The sequence below is a fragment of the Pseudomonas sp. D4-21 genome, from assembly GCF_051132125.1.
Taxonomy (GTDB): domain Bacteria; phylum Pseudomonadota; class Gammaproteobacteria; order Pseudomonadales; family Pseudomonadaceae; genus Aquipseudomonas.
Window position 1 is genome coordinate 2,077,384 of record NZ_CP071664.1, and the last position, 17,477, is coordinate 2,094,860.

Below are 17,477 nucleotides of genomic sequence, written 5' to 3' on the forward strand. Positions count from 1 at the left end.
GTCTGGCTCTATCAGGCTCCCAACCTCGTGATAGCATCCGCGCCATGAACTTCCCAGGACGAATGACCGGTGGCGCGCTCTTGCTGTCTCTCAGCTGCGTGGCGCTGGCACAAAGTGAATTGGATGTGCGGGTCAAACCGTCCAATGATGAACTCAAGGCCAACATAGAAGGCTACATCGGTGGTGTGGGCGACCGTGATGAAGAAGCGTTGCTGCGCTTCAGTCGCGGCGCCGAAGAGCAGGCGCGCAAAGCGGCCCAGGCGCTGGGCTACTACCAGCCGCAGATCGACAGCGAGGTCAAGGCGGGCAAGGCGCCGCGCCTGATCCTGACCATCGACCCCGGCGAGCCGGTGCACTTGCGTCATGTCACGATCCGCATCGACGGCCCAGCGTCATCGCTCGAGGGGTTTCGCGTGCCCGGCGGCGCGGGCCTCAAGCCAGGCGCTGTGCTCAATCACGGTCGATATGAAGACGCCAAGCGGACGATCCAGAACCAGGCCTCGCGCTATGGTTTTTTCAGCGGACGCTTCGTCAGCCAGACGTTGCGCGTGGATCCGCAGGCCGGTATTGCCGATATCGAGTTGATCTACGACAGCGGCCAGCGCTACGCCCTTGGGCCGGTCAGTTTCGAAGGCGACACGCCCTTCGACGAAGACCTGCTGCAACGCATGGTGCCGTTCAAGGCGGGCGCGCCCTACGACTCCGAGCTCATAGCCGAACTCAACCAGGCTTTGCAATCGAGCGGCTATTTCGAAGGTGTTCGCGTCGATGCAGCACCCACCGCGGCCACCGACAACGTGATCCCGGTGGCGGTCAAACTCGATACTCGCAAGCCGCGCACCATGGGCCTGGGCCTGGGTTTCTCCACTGACGTCGGGCCACGGGCCAAGGCCAACTGGACGCGTCACTGGGTCAACCCGCAGGGGCACAGTTACGGATGGGAAGCGGAAGTCTCGGCGCCCCGGCAGAACGTCGGCCTCTGGTATGACGTGCCGCTGGACCCGCCGCTGACCGACAAGCTGCGCTACGCCGGCGGCTATCAATATGAAGAACTGGCCGGCACCGACACCCTCAGCAAACTGCTGACCGTCGGGCCGGAATGGCACAGCAAGTTGCCCAGCGGCTGGCAGCGGGTGGTGTCGCTCAAATGGCAGCGCGAGGAGTACCGTCTCGGTGACGATTCGGGCCTGAGCACGTTGCTGATGCCGGGTGTGAGCTATTCGTACCTGCGCAGCGATAACCGTATCGACCCGCACAATGGCTATCGGCTGCAATTTGACACCAAGGTCGCCAAGGAGGGGTTGGGGTCGGACAATAACCTTTTGTACGGCACCGCCATGGTCAAGGGCCTGACCACCGTGTTCGACAAGCATCGCCTGCTGGCGCGCGCCCAGATTGGCGGCAGCGCCACCAATGGCTACAAATCGATTCCGCCGTCCCTACGGTTCTTTGCCGGCGGCGACCAGAGCGTGCGCGGCTACGACTACCAGAGCTTGTCGCCGGAGAACTCCGAGGGCGACCGTATCGGCGGCCGCTACATGGTGGCCGGCAGCCTCGAGTATCAGTATTCAGTCGCGGAAAAATGGCGGGTCGCAACCTTTGTTGATCAGGGCAACTCTTTCAACAGTCTCGAGCTGCCGAGCCTGAAGACCGGCGTCGGCGTCGGCGTGCGCTGGGTGTCGCCGGTCGGCCCGATCCGCCTCGACCTGGCCCACGCGCTGGACGACGACGGCGGCATTCGATTGCACTTTTCCATGGGGCCAGAGTTGTGAATCGCGGTTTGAAGATAACGTTGCTGGCCCTCGGCGGGTTGCTGGCGACGCTCGTGCTCGTGTCGAGCATCGTGTTGGGCACGGCGTTCGGAAGCCGCTGGGCACTCGGCCTGGTGCCGGGCCTGACCGTGGAGAATTTCCAGGGGCGGTTGGGCGGCCAATGGAGCGCCGACCGGGTGCTGTGGCAGCAGGACGCCAGCCGGGTGGAGCTTCATCAGCCGATCTTCGCCTGGTCGCCGTCGTGCCTGCTGCGCATGACCCTGTGCATCGATCAGCTCAAGGCCGACAACGTTGCGGTGCAACTGCCGGCCTCTGCCGACGAGCCGAGCAGCGGTCCGATCAGCCTGCCGGACCTGGACTTGCCCCTGGCGATCGAGCTGGGCGACGTCCAGGTGGGCAGCCTGTCGTTCAACGGCAGCGAGCAACTCAAGGGCCTGCAACTGGCGGCGCACTGGACCGCCGAGGGTTTGCAGATCGACTCGGTGCAACTGCAACGCGACGAACTGAGCCTGAAACTCTCCGGCCTGTTGCAGCCGCATGGTGATTGGCCGCTGAGTGCCGCGGGCCAGCTGACGTTGCCGGCACCGGGTGCGACGCCTTGGGCGCTGGATCTGAAAGTCGATGGCGAGTTGCTCAAGACCCTCAATCTGGCCGCCGACAGCAGCGGCTATCTGCAAGGCCGCCTGACCGGCGAGCTGCAACCCCTGGCGGATAACCTGCCGGCCAAGGTGCGCATCACTGCCGATGGCTTCAAGGCCAGCGCCGATTTACCGGACACGCTGCTGCTCGACCAGGTGGAATTGACCGGCGAAGGCGACCTGAAAAAGGGTTACCAGTTGCATGGCAAGGCGAGCCTTCGCGCCGAAAAAAAACCGGTGGCGTTGCTGTTGCAGGGCAAGGTGGACGCCAACGGTGCGCAGATCGCCGGCCTTGATCTTGAGGCCGGCGACCAGCAAAGCCTCAAGCTCACCGGACGGTTGGATTGGCGCGAGGGCCTGAACGCCGAAGCGGAAGTGGCTTGGCTGGATTTCCCCTGGCATCGCCTCTATCCGCTGATCGAAGAACCGCAAGTCACGCTGCGCAGTTTCAATGGCGAGGTCTCGTACACCGATGGCCAATACCTCGGCAACTTCCAGGCGGCGTTGGACGGTCCGGCCGGGGCGTTCAGCCTCGACACCCCGTTCAGTGGCGACCTGACGCAAATCCACCTGCCGCAGCTCAAGGTCGCCGCCGGGGAGGGCAAGGCCGAGGGGCACTTGAGCCTGCAATTTGCCGACGGCATCGCTTGGGATACGGCGCTGCAATTGTCGGCCATCAACCCGGCGTATTGGCTTGGCGAGCTTCCCGGCACGCTGGCCGGGCCGTTGCGCAGTAAAGGCGCGATGAAAAACGACCGCCTCGAACTCGACGCGGACCTGGACCTCAAGGGCAAGCTGCGCGGCCAACCGGCGCTGTTCCAGGCCAAGGCCAACGGTGCAGGCGAGCAATGGAACCTCGGCGCCTTGGACATTCGTCTGGGCGACAATCGCATCAACGGCACCGCAAGCCTGCAACAGAAGCTCAGCGGTCAGATCGACATCAAACTGTCACGGCTGGCCCAACTCTGGCCGCAATTGCGTGGCCAAGTCTTCGGACGTGTCGACCTGGCCGGAACGCTCAAGGCGCCCCAAGGCAAGCTCGGTGTGCAAGGCACGCAGTTGGCTTTTCAGGACAACCGCCTGCAAAGCCTGAACCTGGACGCGACGCTCGACAGTGCGCAGCGGGGCAAGGTCGACCTGAAGGCAAGCGGCATCCGGGCCGGCGAAACATCGCTGGGCGTGTTGACGGTCAGCGGACAGGGCGACATCAAGCAACAGAGGCTCAATCTCGACCTGCAAGGGCCCCAGTTGGAAACCAACTTGGCTCTTGATGGTTCGCTCGACCAAGGCAACTGGCGCGGACGCCTTGCCAAGGGGGATGTACAAGTCGGCGGGCAAACCTGGCGCTTGCAGGCGCCGGCCAAATTGGAGCGCCTGGCCAACGGCACGCTGAACTTCGGTGCTCACTGTTGGCGATCCGGCCCGGCCAGCCTCTGCGGCGAGGATCAGCGCCTGATGCCGGAGCCGAAGCTGCGCTATCACCTCAAGCAATTCCCCATCGAAAGCCTGGCCCAGTGGATGCCCAAGGACTTCGGCTGGCAGGGCCGGCTCAATGCCGACCTGCAATTGGACTTGCCGGCCAGCGGCCCAAGTGGTCGAGTGTTGGTGGATGCCAGCGGCGGTACGTTACGGATTCGAGACAAAGAGCAGGGCAAGGGGCAATGGTTGGATTTCCCCTATCAGACCCTGACGCTCAACAGCCGCCTGACGCCCACGCGCATCGATACGGACGTCAATTTCGTCGGCGAGAGGCTGGGTGAACTGACGCTTCAGGCGCGAATCAATCCGTTGCCGGCCAGCAAACCGTTGAGCGGCACCTTCCGGCTGAGCGGTCTGGACCTGTCGGTAGCCCGGCCGTTCGTGCCGATGGTGGAAACCCTGACCGGCCGTTTGAACGGCAGCGGCACGCTGTCCGGTGGCTTGCTCGCGCCCCAGGTCAACGGCAACCTCGTGCTCAGTGACGGCGAAGTCTCCGGCCCGGAGCTGCCGGTCAGCCTCGAAGCCCTGCAAATGCGAGCGATGATCGCTGGCGAAACCGTACGGCTCGATGGTGATTGGAAAAGTGGCAAGAGCGGGCAAGGGCGACTGACGGGAAACATCGGCTGGGGCGAGGCCCTGACCCTGGACCTGGCGCTCAAGGGCTCGCAACTGCCGGTCACCGTCGAGCCTTACGCGGTGCTGGATGTCGCGCCAGACCTGAACATCACGATGCAAGGGGAGCGGCTTTCGATTGCGGGCAAGGTCCTGGTGCCCAAGGGCGAGATCACCATACGCGAGCTGCCGCCGTCTACGGTCAAGGTTTCGGATGACACGGTGATCGTCGGCCACCAGACTGAAGAGGGCGAGGTGCCGATGGCCATGGCGATGGACATCGACGTGATCGTCGGCCAGGAAAAACTCGCCTTCTCAGGTTTCGGCCTGACGGCCAATGTGCAAGGGCAGGTCCACATCGGCGACAACATGGACACACGCGGCGAGCTGTGGCTCAACGACGGCAAATACCGAGCCTATGGGCAACGGCTGACGGTGCGTCGGGCGCGATTGTTGTTCGCCGGGCCGATTGACCAGCCCTACCTGGACATCGAGGCGATCCGCCAGACCGACGATGTGATCGCCGGCATCCGCCTGAGCGGCAGCGCCGAACAGCCAGCCACGCAGATTTTCTCGGAGCCGGCCATGAGCCAGGAGCAGGCGTTGTCCTACCTGGTGCTGGGCCGGCCGTTGAGCACCACGGGGGAGGACAACAACATGCTCGCCCAGGCAGCGCTGGGCCTGGGCTTGATGGGCAGCTCCGGAGTGACCACCAGCCTGGCCAACAATCTGGGGATCGAAGATTTCCAGCTCGACACCCAAGGCAGTGGCAACGACACCAGCGTGGTCGCCAGCGGCAACCTGTCGGAAAAACTCAGCCTGCGCTACGGCGTGGGTGTGTTCGAACCGGCCAATACCATCGCGTTGCGCTACAAGCTGAGCAAAAAGGTCTACCTCGAAGCCGCGAGCGGCGTCGCCAGTTCGCTGGATATCTTCTACAAGCGCGATTTCTGATCCCCTTTCTACATTCCCAATGCCCAATGTGGGAGCGAGCCTGCTCGCGATAGCGCAATGACATTCAGCATCTTCGATGACTGACACACCGCTATCGCGAGCAGGCTCGCTCCCACGAAATTTTCTGCGTCTGTTTGTTTATGCGTAGCTAACTATCTATTTGTTTGACATTTGCTGCCTAGGCAGTAACATCTCGTCATACATTCACTGCCTAGGCAGCAAAAGGTGGTCAGATGAAGCATTTCACCCCAGACGAATTCCACAATTGCCATCTCGGCATGCTGCTCGGCCGTGCCGCGATGCTCAAGGATCGGATCATCGACACGCACATGGAGCCCGTCGGCATCACTGCCGCGCAGTTCAAGGTGCTGATCATCATGGCCCAGCACGGCATCGACACGCCGGTGGAGCTGTGTCGTTACCTGTCGCTGGACAGCGGCTCGATGACACGAATGCTCGACCGCCTGGAGCAGAAGAGCTTCCTGGTTCGCCAACGCTCGGCCCAGGACCGACGTCAGGTCCGCCTGGTGTTGACCGAGGCCGGCCAAGCGCTGGCTGACCGCCTGCCATTCATCGGGGCCGACGCCATGAATCAACTGGCCGGTGCCATCAGCCGCGAGGAGCTGCAAACCCTCGAGAACATCCTCAAGAAAATACTGCTCGCCGCCGGTGATCCCTTCACCGTCCTGCGATTGGGGGAAAAATGAAGCGTCAAACCTTGCGTACCGGCCTGAGCCTGGTGCTGTTGGCCATGAGCCTGGCCGGTTGTGCCAGCTACAGTGGCCTGAATACCGAAGGTGTCAGCCTCGAGGCCAAAAGCCTCCAGGCGGGACAATCGCTGACTGGCGTCACGTTGTCGCCGGCCTCGTGGCCCAAAAGCGATTGGTGGAAGAGCCTCGGCGATCCGCAACTCGATAGCCTGATCCGCGAAGCGCTGCGTGACAGCCCTGACATGCAGATCGCCAGCGCCCGTGTTCACCAGGCCAGCGCCGCTGCCTACGCCGCCAATGCCGCGCGTCTGCCATCCCTGGACGCCAGCGGCAGCGTGAGCCGTTCGCGCCTGGCTCGCGACCAGGACCCGCAAGGGCAGGGCGGCGCCTACAGCACCTTGCGTTCGCTGAGCGTGGATTTCAACTACGACTTCGATTTGTGGGGTGGCCAGCGCGCTGCCTGGGAAGCTGCCCTCGGCCAGGCCCGCGCCGCCGAGATTGACCGCCAGGCCGCACAGCTGACCCTGGCCGCTGACGTGGCCCGGGCCTACAGCGACTTGGGCCAGGCCCATATCATTTATGACCTGGCCAACGAAGATCTCAAGCGCACGCGTCAAATGCTCGACCTGGGCAAGCGCCGACTCAGCGCCGGAATCGACAGCGAATATCAGTTCCAACAGACCGAAAGCCTGGAGGCCAGCGCCGATGCCACATTGATCGACGCGGAGAAGCGTTTGCAAAGCGCCAAGATCGCCTTGGCGGTGCTGCTGGGCAAAGGGCCGGATCGTGGCAACGAAATCGCCCGGCCCCACGTGTTGCAGGCCAGCGCGGTCGCCTTGCCGTCGAACCTGCCGGCCGAGTTGCTGGGCCGTCGTCCGGACCTGGTCGCCGCGCGGTGGCGGGTGGAGGCGGCTAGCAAGAACATTGAGGCCGGCAAGACGAACTTCTACCCCAACCTCAACCTGAGCGCGGCGGCCGGGGTGCAATCGTTGCTGGGTGACGCGATGTTTGGTCCAGCGAGTCGCTTCTTCAACGTGGCGCCGACGGTGTCGCTGCCGATTTTCGACGGTGGACGTTTGCGGGCGGACCTGGACGCCCGGGACGCCGACTACGACCTGGCGGTGGCGCAATACAACAAGAGCCTGGTCGCGGCACTTGGCGATGTCAGCGACACCATCAATCAGTTGCGTGACATCGGCCGGCAGATCGGCGCCCAGCAGCACGCCGTGGATATCGCACAGAACTCCTATGACACCGTGGTCCAGCGCTACGGCTCGGGCATCGGCAATTACCTGGACGTGTTGAGCATCGAGCAGCAGTTACTCCAGGCCCAGCGCCAACTGGCAACGCTCAATGCCGAGCAGATTGATTTGTCGATCCAACTGATGCAGGCCCTGGGCGGCGGCTTCGACACCCAAACCGTGGCTTCGGCCGCACCGGCCGCCACCGCGCCGGCTCACTGATTCGAGGTATTTGTCATGGCAACTGCCGAAACAACGCAACAAACGTCACAGGACACCGGCAACCCACGCAAACGCAAGGTCATGCTGCTCGCCCTGGCCGTGATCGTCATTCTCGGTGGCCTGGGCGTCTGGGCCTGGCACGAACTGTATGGGCGCTGGAGCGAAAGCACCGACGATGCCTACGTCAACGGCAACGTCGTGGAAATCACCCCGCAGGTCACCGGGACCGTGATAAGCATCGGCGCCGATGACGGCGACCTGGTGCGCGAAGGCCAGGTGCTGGTGCAGTTCGACCCGAACGATGCCGAAGTTGCGCTGCAAAGTGCCCAGGCCAACCTGGCCCGTACCGTGCGCCAGGTGCGCGGCTTGTACAGCAATGTCGATGGCATGAAGGCGCAAGTCCATGCGCAAGAAGCCGAAGTGCAGAAGGCCCAGGAGAACTACAACCGACGCAAGAACCTGGCGGCGGGCGGGGCGATTTCCCAGGAAGAACTGTCCCATGCCCGGGATGACCTGACCTCGGCGCAGAACGCCCTGGCCAATGCCCGGCAGCAGCTCAAGACCACCAGCGCCTTGGTGGATGACACCGTGGTGTCGTCCCATCCCGACGTGCAAGCGGCCGCCGCGCAACTGCGCCAGGCGTACTTGACCAATGCTCGCAGCACCTTGATCGCGCCAGTGACCGGTTACGTCGCCAAACGCACCGTTCAGCTCGGCCAACGGGTGCAACCGGGCACCGCGTTGATGGCCGTGATCCCGCTGGACCAGTTGTGGATCGACGCCAACTTCAAGGAAACCCAACTGCGCGACATGCGCATCGGCCAACCGGTGGACATCGAGACCGATCTGTATGGCAGCGATGTGAAGTACAGCGGCACGGTCGACAGCCTGGGCGCCGGGACCGGCAGCGCATTCGCCTTGCTGCCGGCACAGAACGCCACCGGCAACTGGATCAAGATCGTCCAGCGGGTGCCGGTGCGCATTCATATCAATGCCCAAGAGTTGGCCAAGCATCCGCTGCGGGTGGGGCTGTCGACCCAGGTCGACGTCAACCTGCATGACCAGAGCGGGCCGGTTCTGGCCCAGCAGCCACCGCAAAAAGCCACGTTCAGCACCCAGGTCTACGACCGCCAGCTGGCCGACGCCGACGCGATGATCACGCGCCTGATTCATGAAAACAGCGCGGCGGCGGGCAAGACCGCGCAGCGCTGAAGCAGCGCCGCCAACCCTGTGGCGAGGGAGCTTGCTCCCGCTCGGCTGCGAAGCAGTCGTAAACCGGTGGGAGCGGTGTGTCTGATGTTGCGTGCTCGACAGGTTTTGGGGCCGCTCCGCGGCCCAGCGGGAGCAAGCTCCCTCGCCACGTGTCTGTCAAAGGCCTTAAGTGACAGTGACAGCATCACGGTCCTGGCGGGTTTTTGCTTCGATTTCACCACCACCGCTTCATAGGATTCTCGCAATGAGCAATAACGCGTCCTTCACGCCGCCCAGCCTGTTGCTCAGCACCATCGGGTTGTCGCTGGCGACGTTCATGCAGGTGCTCGACACCACCATCGCCAACGTCGCCTTGCCGACCATTTCCGGCAACCTGGGCGTGAGCTCGGAGCAGGGCACTTGGGTGATCACTTCGTTCGCGGTGAGCAACGCCATCGCGCTGCCATTGACCGGCTGGTTGAGCCGGCGGTTTGGCGAGGTGAAGCTGTTTCTGTGGGCAACGATGTTGTTCGTCCTGGCCTCGTTCCTGTGCGGAATCTCGACATCGATGCCCGAGCTGATCGGCTTTCGTGTGCTTCAAGGGCTGGTGGCCGGGCCGTTGTATCCGATGACCCAGACCTTGCTGATCGCCGTGTACCCACCGGCCAGGCGTGGCATGGCCCTGGCGTTGCTGGCGATGGTCACGGTGGTGGCGCCGATCGCCGGGCCGATCCTCGGCGGCTGGATCACCGACAGCTATAGCTGGCCTTGGATTTTCTTCATCAACGTGCCCATCGGCATCTTCGCGGTGATGGTCGTGCGCCAGCAGCTCAAGGCGCGGCCGGTGGTCACCAGCCGCCAGCCGATGGACTATGTCGGCTTGATCACGTTGATCATTGGTGTCGGCGCGTTGCAGGTGATTCTCGACAAGGGCAATGACCTGGATTGGTTCGAGTCGAACTTCATCATCATTGGCGCACTGATTTCGGTGATCGCCCTCGCGGTGTTCGTGATCTGGGAAATGACTGACGGCCACCCGGTGGTCAACCTGCGGCTGTTCGCCTATCGCAACTTTCGCATCGGCACCATTGTGCTGGTGGGCGGTTACGCCGGTTTCTTCGGCATCAACCTGATCCTGCCGCAATGGCTGCAGACCCAGATGGGCTATACGGCCACATGGGCCGGCCTGGCTGTAGCGCCGATCGGTATCCTGCCGGTGTTGATGTCGCCCTTCGTCGGCAAATACGCCCACAAGTTCGACCTGCGCCTGTTGGCCGGGCTGGCCTTCCTGGCGATTGGCCTGAGTTGCTTCATGCGCGCCCGGTTCACCAACGAAGTGGATTTCCAGCACATCGCCCTGGTGCAGTTGTTCATGGGCATCGGCGTAGCGCTGTTTTTCATGCCGACCTTGAGCATCCTCATGTCCGACCTGCCGCCTCACCAGATCGCCGATGGCGCGGGGCTGGCGACGTTTCTGCGGACCCTGGGCGGCAGCTTCGCCGCATCCTTGACCACATGGATCTGGATCCGTCGGGCCGACCAGCACCACGCGTACCTGAGCGAAAGCATCAGCACCTTCGAGCCGGCCACGCGCGAGACGATCAACCAGCTCGGCGGGGCGAGCACGCCGGTCTATGCCCAGCTCGACCAGATCCTCACCAGCCAGGCGTACATGCTCTCCACCGTGGATTACTTCACGTTGCTGGGCTGGGCATTCATGGGGTTGATCCTGCTGGTGTGGCTGGCGAAACCGCCGTTCACGGCGAAGGCGGGGCCTGCCGCCAGCGGTCATTGATGGCGGGCGCAGTCCAACCTGTGGGAGCGAGCCTGCTCGCGAATGCGGATTATCAGTCAGTGATGTTTTGACTGACACACCGCTTTCGCGAGCAGGCTCGCTCCCACAAGGGGGATTTATGTGTGGCTGGGGATTGCGTCGGGTGCCGGCAGTTGTGGCGGCGGGGCAAACCCGAACGGCGCCAACGCAAACCCTTGTTCATCTACCTGCAACGCCCACCCTTGCTTGTCCCAATCCCCCAGCACGATGCGTCTCGCTGCGTGTTCGCCCAGTTGCAGCTTATGGATGGCGGGGCGGTGGGTGTGGCCGTGGACCAGGGTCTTCACGCCGTACTGCTGCATGATCAGCGGGATCTCTTCGGGCGTGACGTCGACGATGTCGTTGGCTTTCATCCGCGTCTGCGTGCGGCTTTCGCTGCGTAGTTTGCGCGCCAGTTTCTGGCGGCTGCCCAGTGGCAGGTGGCGCAGGATGAACAGCGTGACCGGGTTGCGCAGCCAACGGCGCAGCTTCATGTAGCCGATATCCCGCGTGCAGAGGCTGTCGCCGTGCATCAGCAATACAGGTTCACCGTTGAACTGCACGACGCTCGGATCCTTGAGCAAGGTGCAGCCAGCCGCTTTGCAGAACGCCTGCCCGAGCATGAAGTCGCGATTGCCGTGCATGAGGAAAATGGCCGTGCCGCTGTCGCTCAATTCGCGCAGGGCCTGGCAGATGGAACGCTGGAACGGCGTCATGGCATCGTCGCCGATCCAGGCTTCGAAAAAGTCGCCCAGGATGTACAACGCTTGCGCCGCACGGGCGCGTGTGGCGAGCAGATCCAGAAACGCCCGGGTGATGTCCGGGCGCTCCTCTTCCAGATGCAAGTCTGAAATCAGCAATATCACTCAATGATCTCGGCTTTCTCGATGATCACGTCTTCTGCCGGGACGTCCTGATGGCCGGCCTTGGAGGTGGTGGACACGCCTTTGATCTTGTCGACCACATCGGTGCCGGCGGTGACTTTACCGAATACCGCATAGCCCCAGCCCTGGACGTTCTTGCCGCTGTGGTTCAGGAAACTGTTGTCGGCCACGTTGATGAAGAACTGCGCGGAGGCCGAATGCGGCTCCATGGTGCGGGCCATGGCGACGGTGTATTTGTCGTTGGAAAGACCGTTGTCGGCTTCGTTCTGGATGCTTGGGCGCTTGTCTTTCTTTTCCTTCATGCCCGGTTCGAAACCACCGCCCTGGATCATGAAGTTGCCGATGACACGGTGGAAAACGGTGTTTTCGTAGTGGCCGGCCTTGACGTATTCAACGAAGTTGGCAACGGTGATCGGTGCCTTTTCGGCGTTCAGTTCCAGGACGATGTCGCCATGGTTGGTGGTCAGTTTGACTTGGGTCATGATTACTACTCTTCAAGGAATTCGTGGGTTTGGGGGGCGCGGGCGCCCGCAACCGGTCTGGCCGCAATCGCCAGGTTGGGCAGTTTAGCGTGCCATGCACGAATTTCGAGGCTGTTTTTCATCGGGTCATCGATTAAATTCAATCGTTTGCCGGCTCGGCCTGTCAGGTGCTTGACAGCATCGGCTATGATACGGGCTTTGATTTATCAGGCCGCACCCGGCCGCGCACTTGTATGTTCAAGGATCCTATGAGCAAGCCCACTGTCGACCCTACCTCGAATTCCAAGACCGGCCCGGCCGTGCCGGTCAACTTCCTGCGCCCGATCATCCAGGCGGACCTGGATTCGGGTAAGCATACGCAGATCGTCACCCGCTTCCCGCCGGAGCCCAACGGCTACCTGCACATCGGTCACGCCAAATCCATCTGCGTGAACTTCGGCCTCGCCGAGGAGTTCGGTGGCGTCACGCACTTGCGTTTCGATGACACCAACCCGGCCAAGGAAGACCAGGAATACATCGACGCGATCAAGAGCGACGTCAAGTGGCTGGGTTTCGAATGGGCGGGCGAAGTGCGCTATGCCTCGCAATATTTCGACCAGTTGCATGACTGGGCGGTCGAGCTGATCAAGTCCGGCAACGCCTACGTGTGCGACCTGACCCCGGAGCAGGCCAAGGAATACCGTGGCAGCCTGACCGAACCGGGTAAGAACAGCCCGTTCCGCGACCGCAGAGTGGAAGAGAACCTGGACTTGTTCGCCCGCATGCGCGCCGGTGAGTTCCCGGACGGCGCCCGCGTGCTGCGCGCCAAGATCGACATGGCCTCGCCGAACATGAACCTGCGCGACCCGATCATGTACCGCATCCGTCATGCCCATCACCACCAGACGGGCGACAAATGGTGCATCTATCCGAACTATGACTTCACCCACGGCCAGTCGGACGCCATCGAAGGCATCACGCACTCGATCTGCACGCTGGAATTCGAAAGCCACCGTCCGCTGTACGAATGGTTCCTGGAGCACCTGCCGGTGCCGGCCAACCCGCGCCAGTACGAATTCAGCCGCCTGAACCTGAACTACACCATCACCAGCAAGCGCAAGCTCAAGCAACTGGTGGACGAAAAGCACGTCAACGGTTGGGATGACCCACGCATGTCGACGTTGTCGGGCTTCCGCCGTCGTGGCTACACGCCGAAGTCGATCCGCAATTTCTGCGAGATGATCGGCACCAACCGTTCCGACGGCGTGGTGGACTTCGGCATGCTGGAATTCAGCATCCGTGACGACCTCGACCACAGCGCGCCGCGCGCCATGTGCGTGTTGCGTCCGCTGAAAGTCGTCATCACCAATTACCCGGAAGGCCAGGTCGAGAACCTCGAACTGCCGTGCCACCCGAAGGAAGACATGGGCGTACGCGTCCTGCCGTTCGCCCGGGAAATCTACATCGACCGTGAAGACTTCATGGAAGAGCCGCCCAAAGGCTACAAGCGCCTGGAACCTGCCGGCGAAGTGCGCCTGCGTGGCAGCTACGTGATCCGCGCCGACGAGGCCATCAAGGACGCCGACGGCAATATCGTCGAGCTGCGTTGCTCCTATGATCCCGACACCCTGGGCAAGAACCCGGAAGGTCGCAAGGTCAAGGGCGTGATCCACTGGGTGCCGGCCGCCGCGAGCGTCGAGTGCGAAGTGCGCCTGTACGATCGCCTGTTCCGTTCGCCGAACCCGGAGAAGGCCGAAGACAGCGCCAGCTTCCTGGACAACATCAACCCTGACTCCTTGCAAGTACTCACTGGTTGTCGTGCCGAGCCTTCGCTGGGCAACGCACAGCCGGAAGACCGTTTCCAGTTCGAGCGCGAAGGTTACTTCTGCGCGGATATCAAGGACTCGAAACCCGGTGCTCCGGTGTTCAACCGTACCGTGACCTTGCGCGACTCCTGGGGTCAGTGATCAAGTCTTAAGGGAAACCCTGTGCTTACGATCTACAACACGCTCACCAAGAGCAAAGAAGTCTTCAAGCCGCTGGATGGCAACAAGGTGCGGATGTACGTCTGCGGCATGACCGTGTACGACTATTGCCACCTGGGTCATGGCCGCAGCATGGTCGCCTTTGACCTGGTGACCCGCTGGTTGCGTTTCAGCGGCTACGACCTGACCTACGTGCGCAACATCACCGACATCGACGACAAGATCATCAATCGCGCCAACGAGAATGGTGAAGCGTTCGATGCGCTGACCGAGCGCATGATCAAGGCCATGCACGAGGACGAGGCGCGCCTCAACATCCAGAAGCCGGACCTGGAGCCCCGTGCCACCGATCACATCCCGGGCATGCTGGCGATGATCCAGACCTTGATCGACAAGGGCTATGCCTACGCACCGGGAAATGGCGACGTGTACTACCGCGTCGCCAAGTTCATGGGCTACGGCAAACTGTCGCGCAAGAAGATCGAAGATTTGCGCATCGGCGCACGCATCGAAGTCGACGAGTCGAAGGAAGACCCGCTGGACTTCGTGCTGTGGAAAGGCGCCAAGCCGGGCGAGCCGAGCTGGGAGTCGCCGTGGGGCGCCGGGCGTCCGGGCTGGCACATCGAATGCTCGGTTATGTCCACCTGCTGCCTGGGCGAGACTTTCGACATTCATGGCGGCGGCAGCGACCTGGAATTTCCGCACCACGAAAACGAAATCGCCCAGAGTGAAGCGGCCACCGGCAAGACCTACGCCAATGCCTGGATGCATTGCGGCATGATTCGCATCAATGGCGAGAAGATGTCCAAATCCTTGAACAACTTCTTCACCATCCGCGACGTGCTCGATAAGTACCATCCGGAAGTCGTGCGTTACCTGCTGGTGTCGAGCCACTACCGCAGCGCCATCAACTATTCGGAAGATAACCTCAAGGATGCCAAGGGTGCCCTGGAGCGTTTCTACCATGCGTTGAAAGGCCTGCCGAGCGTGCCACCTGCCGGTGGTGAAGCGTTCGTGGCACGGTTTACCGAAGTGATGAACGATGACTTCGGCACGCCGGAAGCGTGCGCGGTGCTGTTCGAGATGGTGCGTGAGATCAACCGCCTGCGCGACAGCGATCTCGATGCGGCGGCCGGCTTGGCGGCGCGCTTGAAGGAACTGGCCAGTGTTCTGGGTGTGTTGCAGCTCGAAGCCGATGACTTCCTGCAGGCCGGTGCCGAAGGCCGCGTCGACGCTGCCGAGGTCGACGCGCTGATTCAAGCACGGCTCGCGGCGCGGGCCAACAAGGACTGGGCCGAATCCGACCGCATCCGCGACCAGCTCACTGCCATGGGCGTGGTGCTGGAAGACGGGAAGGGCGGGACGACCTGGCGTTTGGCGGACTAACATCTCTTAGAACGCGCAATACCCACTGTGGGAGCGAGCAAGCTCGCTCCCACAGTTTTTTGCATTTCAATTGGTTCTGACCGATCGCTCGACATCCCTGACGGGAGCCTTCCCATGCTTTTCCGTTGATCTGTCGCGGCCACCCATCTGCTGGCGTTTGCCTTCGAGTTCTGGGCGGTGCTGACCTTCGGCATGGCGCTGCGGCGCTGGCAGGTGGCGCGGATCAGCCACCTGCAAGCGTTGCTGCTGATCGTGATGGTCGTGGCGGCCACGGGCATGACCCGTGGCGTGCGCTTGGGCTGACCGGCGCTAGCGCCTGCTTCATCGCCATTAAAACGAAACGTCTGACAGCCATGGTGTGGGGCATGCCAGTAGTATCGGTTCCGGGTTGATTGGATTTACAAGGCGGGATTGGACAGGGTGCGGCTCGGTCGGCATGCATCTTTAGCCAGCCATTGCGGCGATGCAAACGGGCTGGCTGCGGACTGCGGCAGGGCTCAGGGCGTTTGCGGTTTGTCAGGGGCAGTGAGGCCGGCCTGGATGCGCTGATAAATTTCTTCGCGATGCACCGCAACGTTTTTCGGGGCGTTGATGCCGATCCGGACCTGTTGGCCGCTAACGCCCAGAATGGTGATCGTGATGTCGTCACCAATGTTTATGCTTTCACCGACTTTGCGGGTGAGTATCAGCATGGTGTTCTCCTTGATTGCTTTATAGGGCACCTGATTCAGACAGTGCAGATGTCGGTACTGCTTATAGATTAGTGCTAAGTGTCACAATGTGGGTGCCTCTTTCTGACGTGCAGATGCTGCATTAATTCCCAGGGTGCGACTATACAGAGACGTTGGAGAGGATTCTCGTGTTTTGCGCACTGTTTAGGGCGTTTCCGGCGAAACTGGATGCTAAAATCCTCGCTTCATGTCTTGCGGGGGAATCGTTGTGCGTAAATTGGCTTGGGTAATTGCGGTACTGGCGCTGGCGGGATGTGGGGAAGGGCGCGACGTCGAAGCACCCAAGCCGAAGCCGGCGGCGACCTCCACGCCGGCAGTCGCGGCGCCGCAGTGGGCTGTCGAGGTGCGAGGCCAGACGCCCCAGGCGGTCAGCGACCTGACGGGCTGGCTGATCGAGCACAGCTTCATGTCCAGTGTCGTCAGGGAAAATGGCAAGGATCGGGTCCTGGTCGGGCCGTTGGGTTCCGAGGCTGAAGCTCAGGCGAAACAGGAGCAGATCAATGCTGCGCTGGTACGAGCCAAGAAGCGCAACATCGAGACCTTGGTCGTGGACTTTCCGCCAGCACGATAATCAGACAAAACCAAACCTGTGGGAGCGAGCTTGCTCGCGATAGAGCCATTGCCAGTCAGCGTCAATGTTGCGGGTCCACCGCTGTCGCGAGCTCGCTCCCACAGTTGAGCTGTGCCGTTCGTATAGGCCAGGTCAGCCGCAGGCCTTCAGGTCCACCGGTCCGACGAATTCGTTTCCACGCCCCATCACGCATGCCACGCTCTGGTTGCGCTGGCGCTCCCACGCTTGCACCGGGTAGGTCTTGTCCCAGGCTTCGTACAGGCGCCGGTCCTGTTTGGAGAGCCGCAGGCCATATTGTTTGCTCATGTAGAAATAGGTCCTGGCGATCATCCCGCGGATGGAAGGGCGGGGCATGACTTTTTTGGCCTTGAAGTCCACCTGGGTCAGGCACGAGCCGTATTGGCCCTTCTGCACCGGCAACCAGCCGAAGCTGAAGTTGCTGCGATCGCCATTGACCTCGCCAATGCTGGGCACCAGGTTGTGAAGGTCGGCCTCGGCCCGTTGGTAGACCGGGTCGTAGCGAGTGCAGTTCTTGCGCCCACCTTGTTGCCAGCATTGACGCTGATGGCCGATATGCCAGGCCGGAACGATATGTTCCCACTCGATGCGGGCGGCGCGACTGGCATTTTTGCGGGGTACATAACCGCAGGCGGCGAGGTTCACGCGGTTGCCGGTGTATTTGCAGCCGCAGTAGAACTCGGTGGATTGGGGGGCATAGAGCTTCCAGGCGACTTTCTTGGCTTCGTTGAAGGTACGGGGCGCTCCAGCCTGTGCGCCCATGGCAACGAAGACGAGCAATAAAACCAGACAGCGGAAATTCATCAAGC

The 17,477-nt window shown here is 62.0% G+C and carries 13 protein-coding genes and 1 pseudogene; 10 read left to right on the top strand and 4 right to left on the bottom strand.

Going from position 1 to position 17,477, the window contains the following annotated elements:
* Positions 1-44: 44 nt before the first annotated feature.
* The 6 genes from J3Q04_RS09415 (at position 45) to J3Q04_RS09440 (ending at position 10,614) form a co-directional block, all read left to right on the top strand.
* Positions 45-1,772, top strand: coding sequence for an autotransporter assembly complex protein TamA (locus tag J3Q04_RS09415; protein WP_420765812.1), 1,728 nt, complete (start codon positions 45-47; stop codon positions 1,770-1,772).
* Positions 1,769-5,455 (top strand): translocation/assembly module TamB domain-containing protein, encoded by a 3,687-nt coding sequence (locus J3Q04_RS09420; protein ID WP_434606659.1) that lies wholly within the window; start codon positions 1,769-1,771, stop codon positions 5,453-5,455. Before J3Q04_RS09415 ends, J3Q04_RS09420 begins: the two co-directional genes overlap by 4 nt.
* Positions 5,456-5,688: 233 nt before the next feature.
* Positions 5,689-6,162 carry a MarR family winged helix-turn-helix transcriptional regulator gene (locus tag J3Q04_RS09425; RefSeq protein WP_420765814.1) on the top strand — a complete coding sequence of 158 codons (474 nt, stop codon included), beginning with the start codon at positions 5,689-5,691 and terminating at the stop codon, positions 6,160-6,162.
* Positions 6,159-7,628, top strand: a complete 1,470-nt coding sequence (locus J3Q04_RS09430) for an efflux transporter outer membrane subunit (protein WP_434606655.1) — start codon at positions 6,159-6,161, stop codon at positions 7,626-7,628. Before J3Q04_RS09425 ends, J3Q04_RS09430 begins: the two co-directional genes overlap by 4 nt.
* A 15-nt stretch (positions 7,629-7,643) precedes the next feature.
* The gene (locus tag J3Q04_RS09435; RefSeq protein ID WP_434606653.1) at positions 7,644-8,840 is read left to right on the top strand and encodes an efflux RND transporter periplasmic adaptor subunit; all 1,197 of its coding nucleotides are present in this window, start codon (positions 7,644-7,646) and stop codon (positions 8,838-8,840) included.
* 244 nt (positions 8,841-9,084) lie between these two features.
* Positions 9,085-10,614 (top strand): DHA2 family efflux MFS transporter permease subunit, encoded by a 1,530-nt coding sequence (locus J3Q04_RS09440; RefSeq protein ID WP_434606651.1) that lies wholly within the window; start codon positions 9,085-9,087, stop codon positions 10,612-10,614.
* A 116-nt stretch (positions 10,615-10,730) separates the two neighbouring features.
* Here the strand turns inward: J3Q04_RS09440 and J3Q04_RS09445 are convergent, their stop codons facing one another.
* The gene (locus J3Q04_RS09445) at positions 10,731-11,498 is read right to left on the bottom strand and encodes a UDP-2,3-diacylglucosamine diphosphatase (protein ID WP_434606648.1); all 768 of its coding nucleotides are present in this window, start codon (positions 11,496-11,498) and stop codon (positions 10,731-10,733) included.
* Positions 11,495-11,998 carry a peptidylprolyl isomerase gene (locus J3Q04_RS09450; RefSeq protein WP_420765819.1) on the bottom strand — a complete coding sequence of 168 codons (504 nt, stop codon included), beginning with the start codon at positions 11,996-11,998 and terminating at the stop codon, positions 11,495-11,497. Before J3Q04_RS09450 ends, J3Q04_RS09445 begins: the two co-directional genes overlap by 4 nt.
* A gap of 248 nt (positions 11,999-12,246) precedes the next feature.
* Between J3Q04_RS09450 and J3Q04_RS09455 the strand changes: the two genes are divergently transcribed.
* From J3Q04_RS09455 to J3Q04_RS09465, 3 genes and pseudogenes are all read left to right on the top strand, one after another.
* Complete coding sequence (locus J3Q04_RS09455) at positions 12,247-13,944, top strand: glutamine--tRNA ligase/YqeY domain fusion protein (protein ID WP_434606646.1); 1,698 nt, start codon at positions 12,247-12,249, stop codon at positions 13,942-13,944.
* 21 nt (positions 13,945-13,965) lie between these two features.
* Entirely contained in the window at positions 13,966-15,348 is a 1,383-nt protein-coding gene (gene cysS, locus J3Q04_RS09460) for a cysteine--tRNA ligase (protein WP_434606643.1), read from the top strand.
* Between the two features lie 216 nt (positions 15,349-15,564).
* Positions 15,565-15,651: pseudogene (locus J3Q04_RS09465) on the top strand (DUF2214 family protein); the annotation flags it as partial.
* A 194-nt stretch (positions 15,652-15,845) separates the two neighbouring features.
* Here J3Q04_RS09465 and csrA read toward each other — a convergent pair.
* Positions 15,846-16,040 (bottom strand): carbon storage regulator CsrA, encoded by a 195-nt coding sequence (csrA, locus tag J3Q04_RS09470; RefSeq protein ID WP_003179932.1) that lies wholly within the window; start codon positions 16,038-16,040, stop codon positions 15,846-15,848.
* 247 nt (positions 16,041-16,287) lie between these two features.
* On the opposite strand from csrA, the gene J3Q04_RS09475 reads away from it, so the two are divergent.
* Positions 16,288-16,650 carry an SPOR domain-containing protein gene (locus J3Q04_RS09475; protein WP_420765822.1) on the top strand — a complete coding sequence of 121 codons (363 nt, stop codon included), beginning with the start codon at positions 16,288-16,290 and terminating at the stop codon, positions 16,648-16,650.
* A gap of 132 nt (positions 16,651-16,782) precedes the next feature.
* On the opposite strand, the gene J3Q04_RS09480 is transcribed toward J3Q04_RS09475, so the two are convergent.
* A complete protein-coding gene (locus tag J3Q04_RS09480) occupies positions 16,783-17,472 on the bottom strand; it encodes an endonuclease (protein WP_434606640.1) in 690 nt (229 codons plus the stop codon).
* Positions 17,473-17,477 lie beyond the last annotated feature (5 nt).

Excerpts from the sequence above, each read along its gene's own strand:
- J3Q04_RS09415 (WP_420765812.1), top strand. The coding sequence starts at position 45 with ATGAACTTCCCAGGACGAATGACCGGTGGCGCGCTCTTGCTGTCTCTC.
- J3Q04_RS09425 (WP_420765814.1), top strand. The coding sequence starts at position 5,689 with ATGAAGCATTTCACCCCAGACGAATTCCACAATTGCCATCTCGGCATG.
- J3Q04_RS09450 (WP_420765819.1), bottom strand. The coding sequence starts at position 11,998 with ATGACCCAAGTCAAACTGACCACCAACCATGGCGACATCGTCCTGGAA.
- J3Q04_RS09455 (WP_434606646.1), top strand. The coding sequence starts at position 12,247 with ATGAGCAAGCCCACTGTCGACCCTACCTCGAATTCCAAGACCGGCCCG.
- J3Q04_RS09480 (WP_434606640.1), bottom strand. The coding sequence starts at position 17,472 with ATGAATTTCCGCTGTCTGGTTTTATTGCTCGTCTTCGTTGCCATGGGC.
- J3Q04_RS09440 (WP_434606651.1), top strand. The coding sequence starts at position 9,085 with ATGAGCAATAACGCGTCCTTCACGCCGCCCAGCCTGTTGCTCAGCACC.
- csrA (WP_003179932.1), bottom strand. The coding sequence starts at position 16,040 with ATGCTGATACTCACCCGCAAAGTCGGTGAAAGCATAAACATTGGTGAC.
- J3Q04_RS09430 (WP_434606655.1), top strand. The coding sequence starts at position 6,159 with ATGAAGCGTCAAACCTTGCGTACCGGCCTGAGCCTGGTGCTGTTGGCC.
- J3Q04_RS09435 (WP_434606653.1), top strand. The coding sequence starts at position 7,644 with ATGGCAACTGCCGAAACAACGCAACAAACGTCACAGGACACCGGCAAC.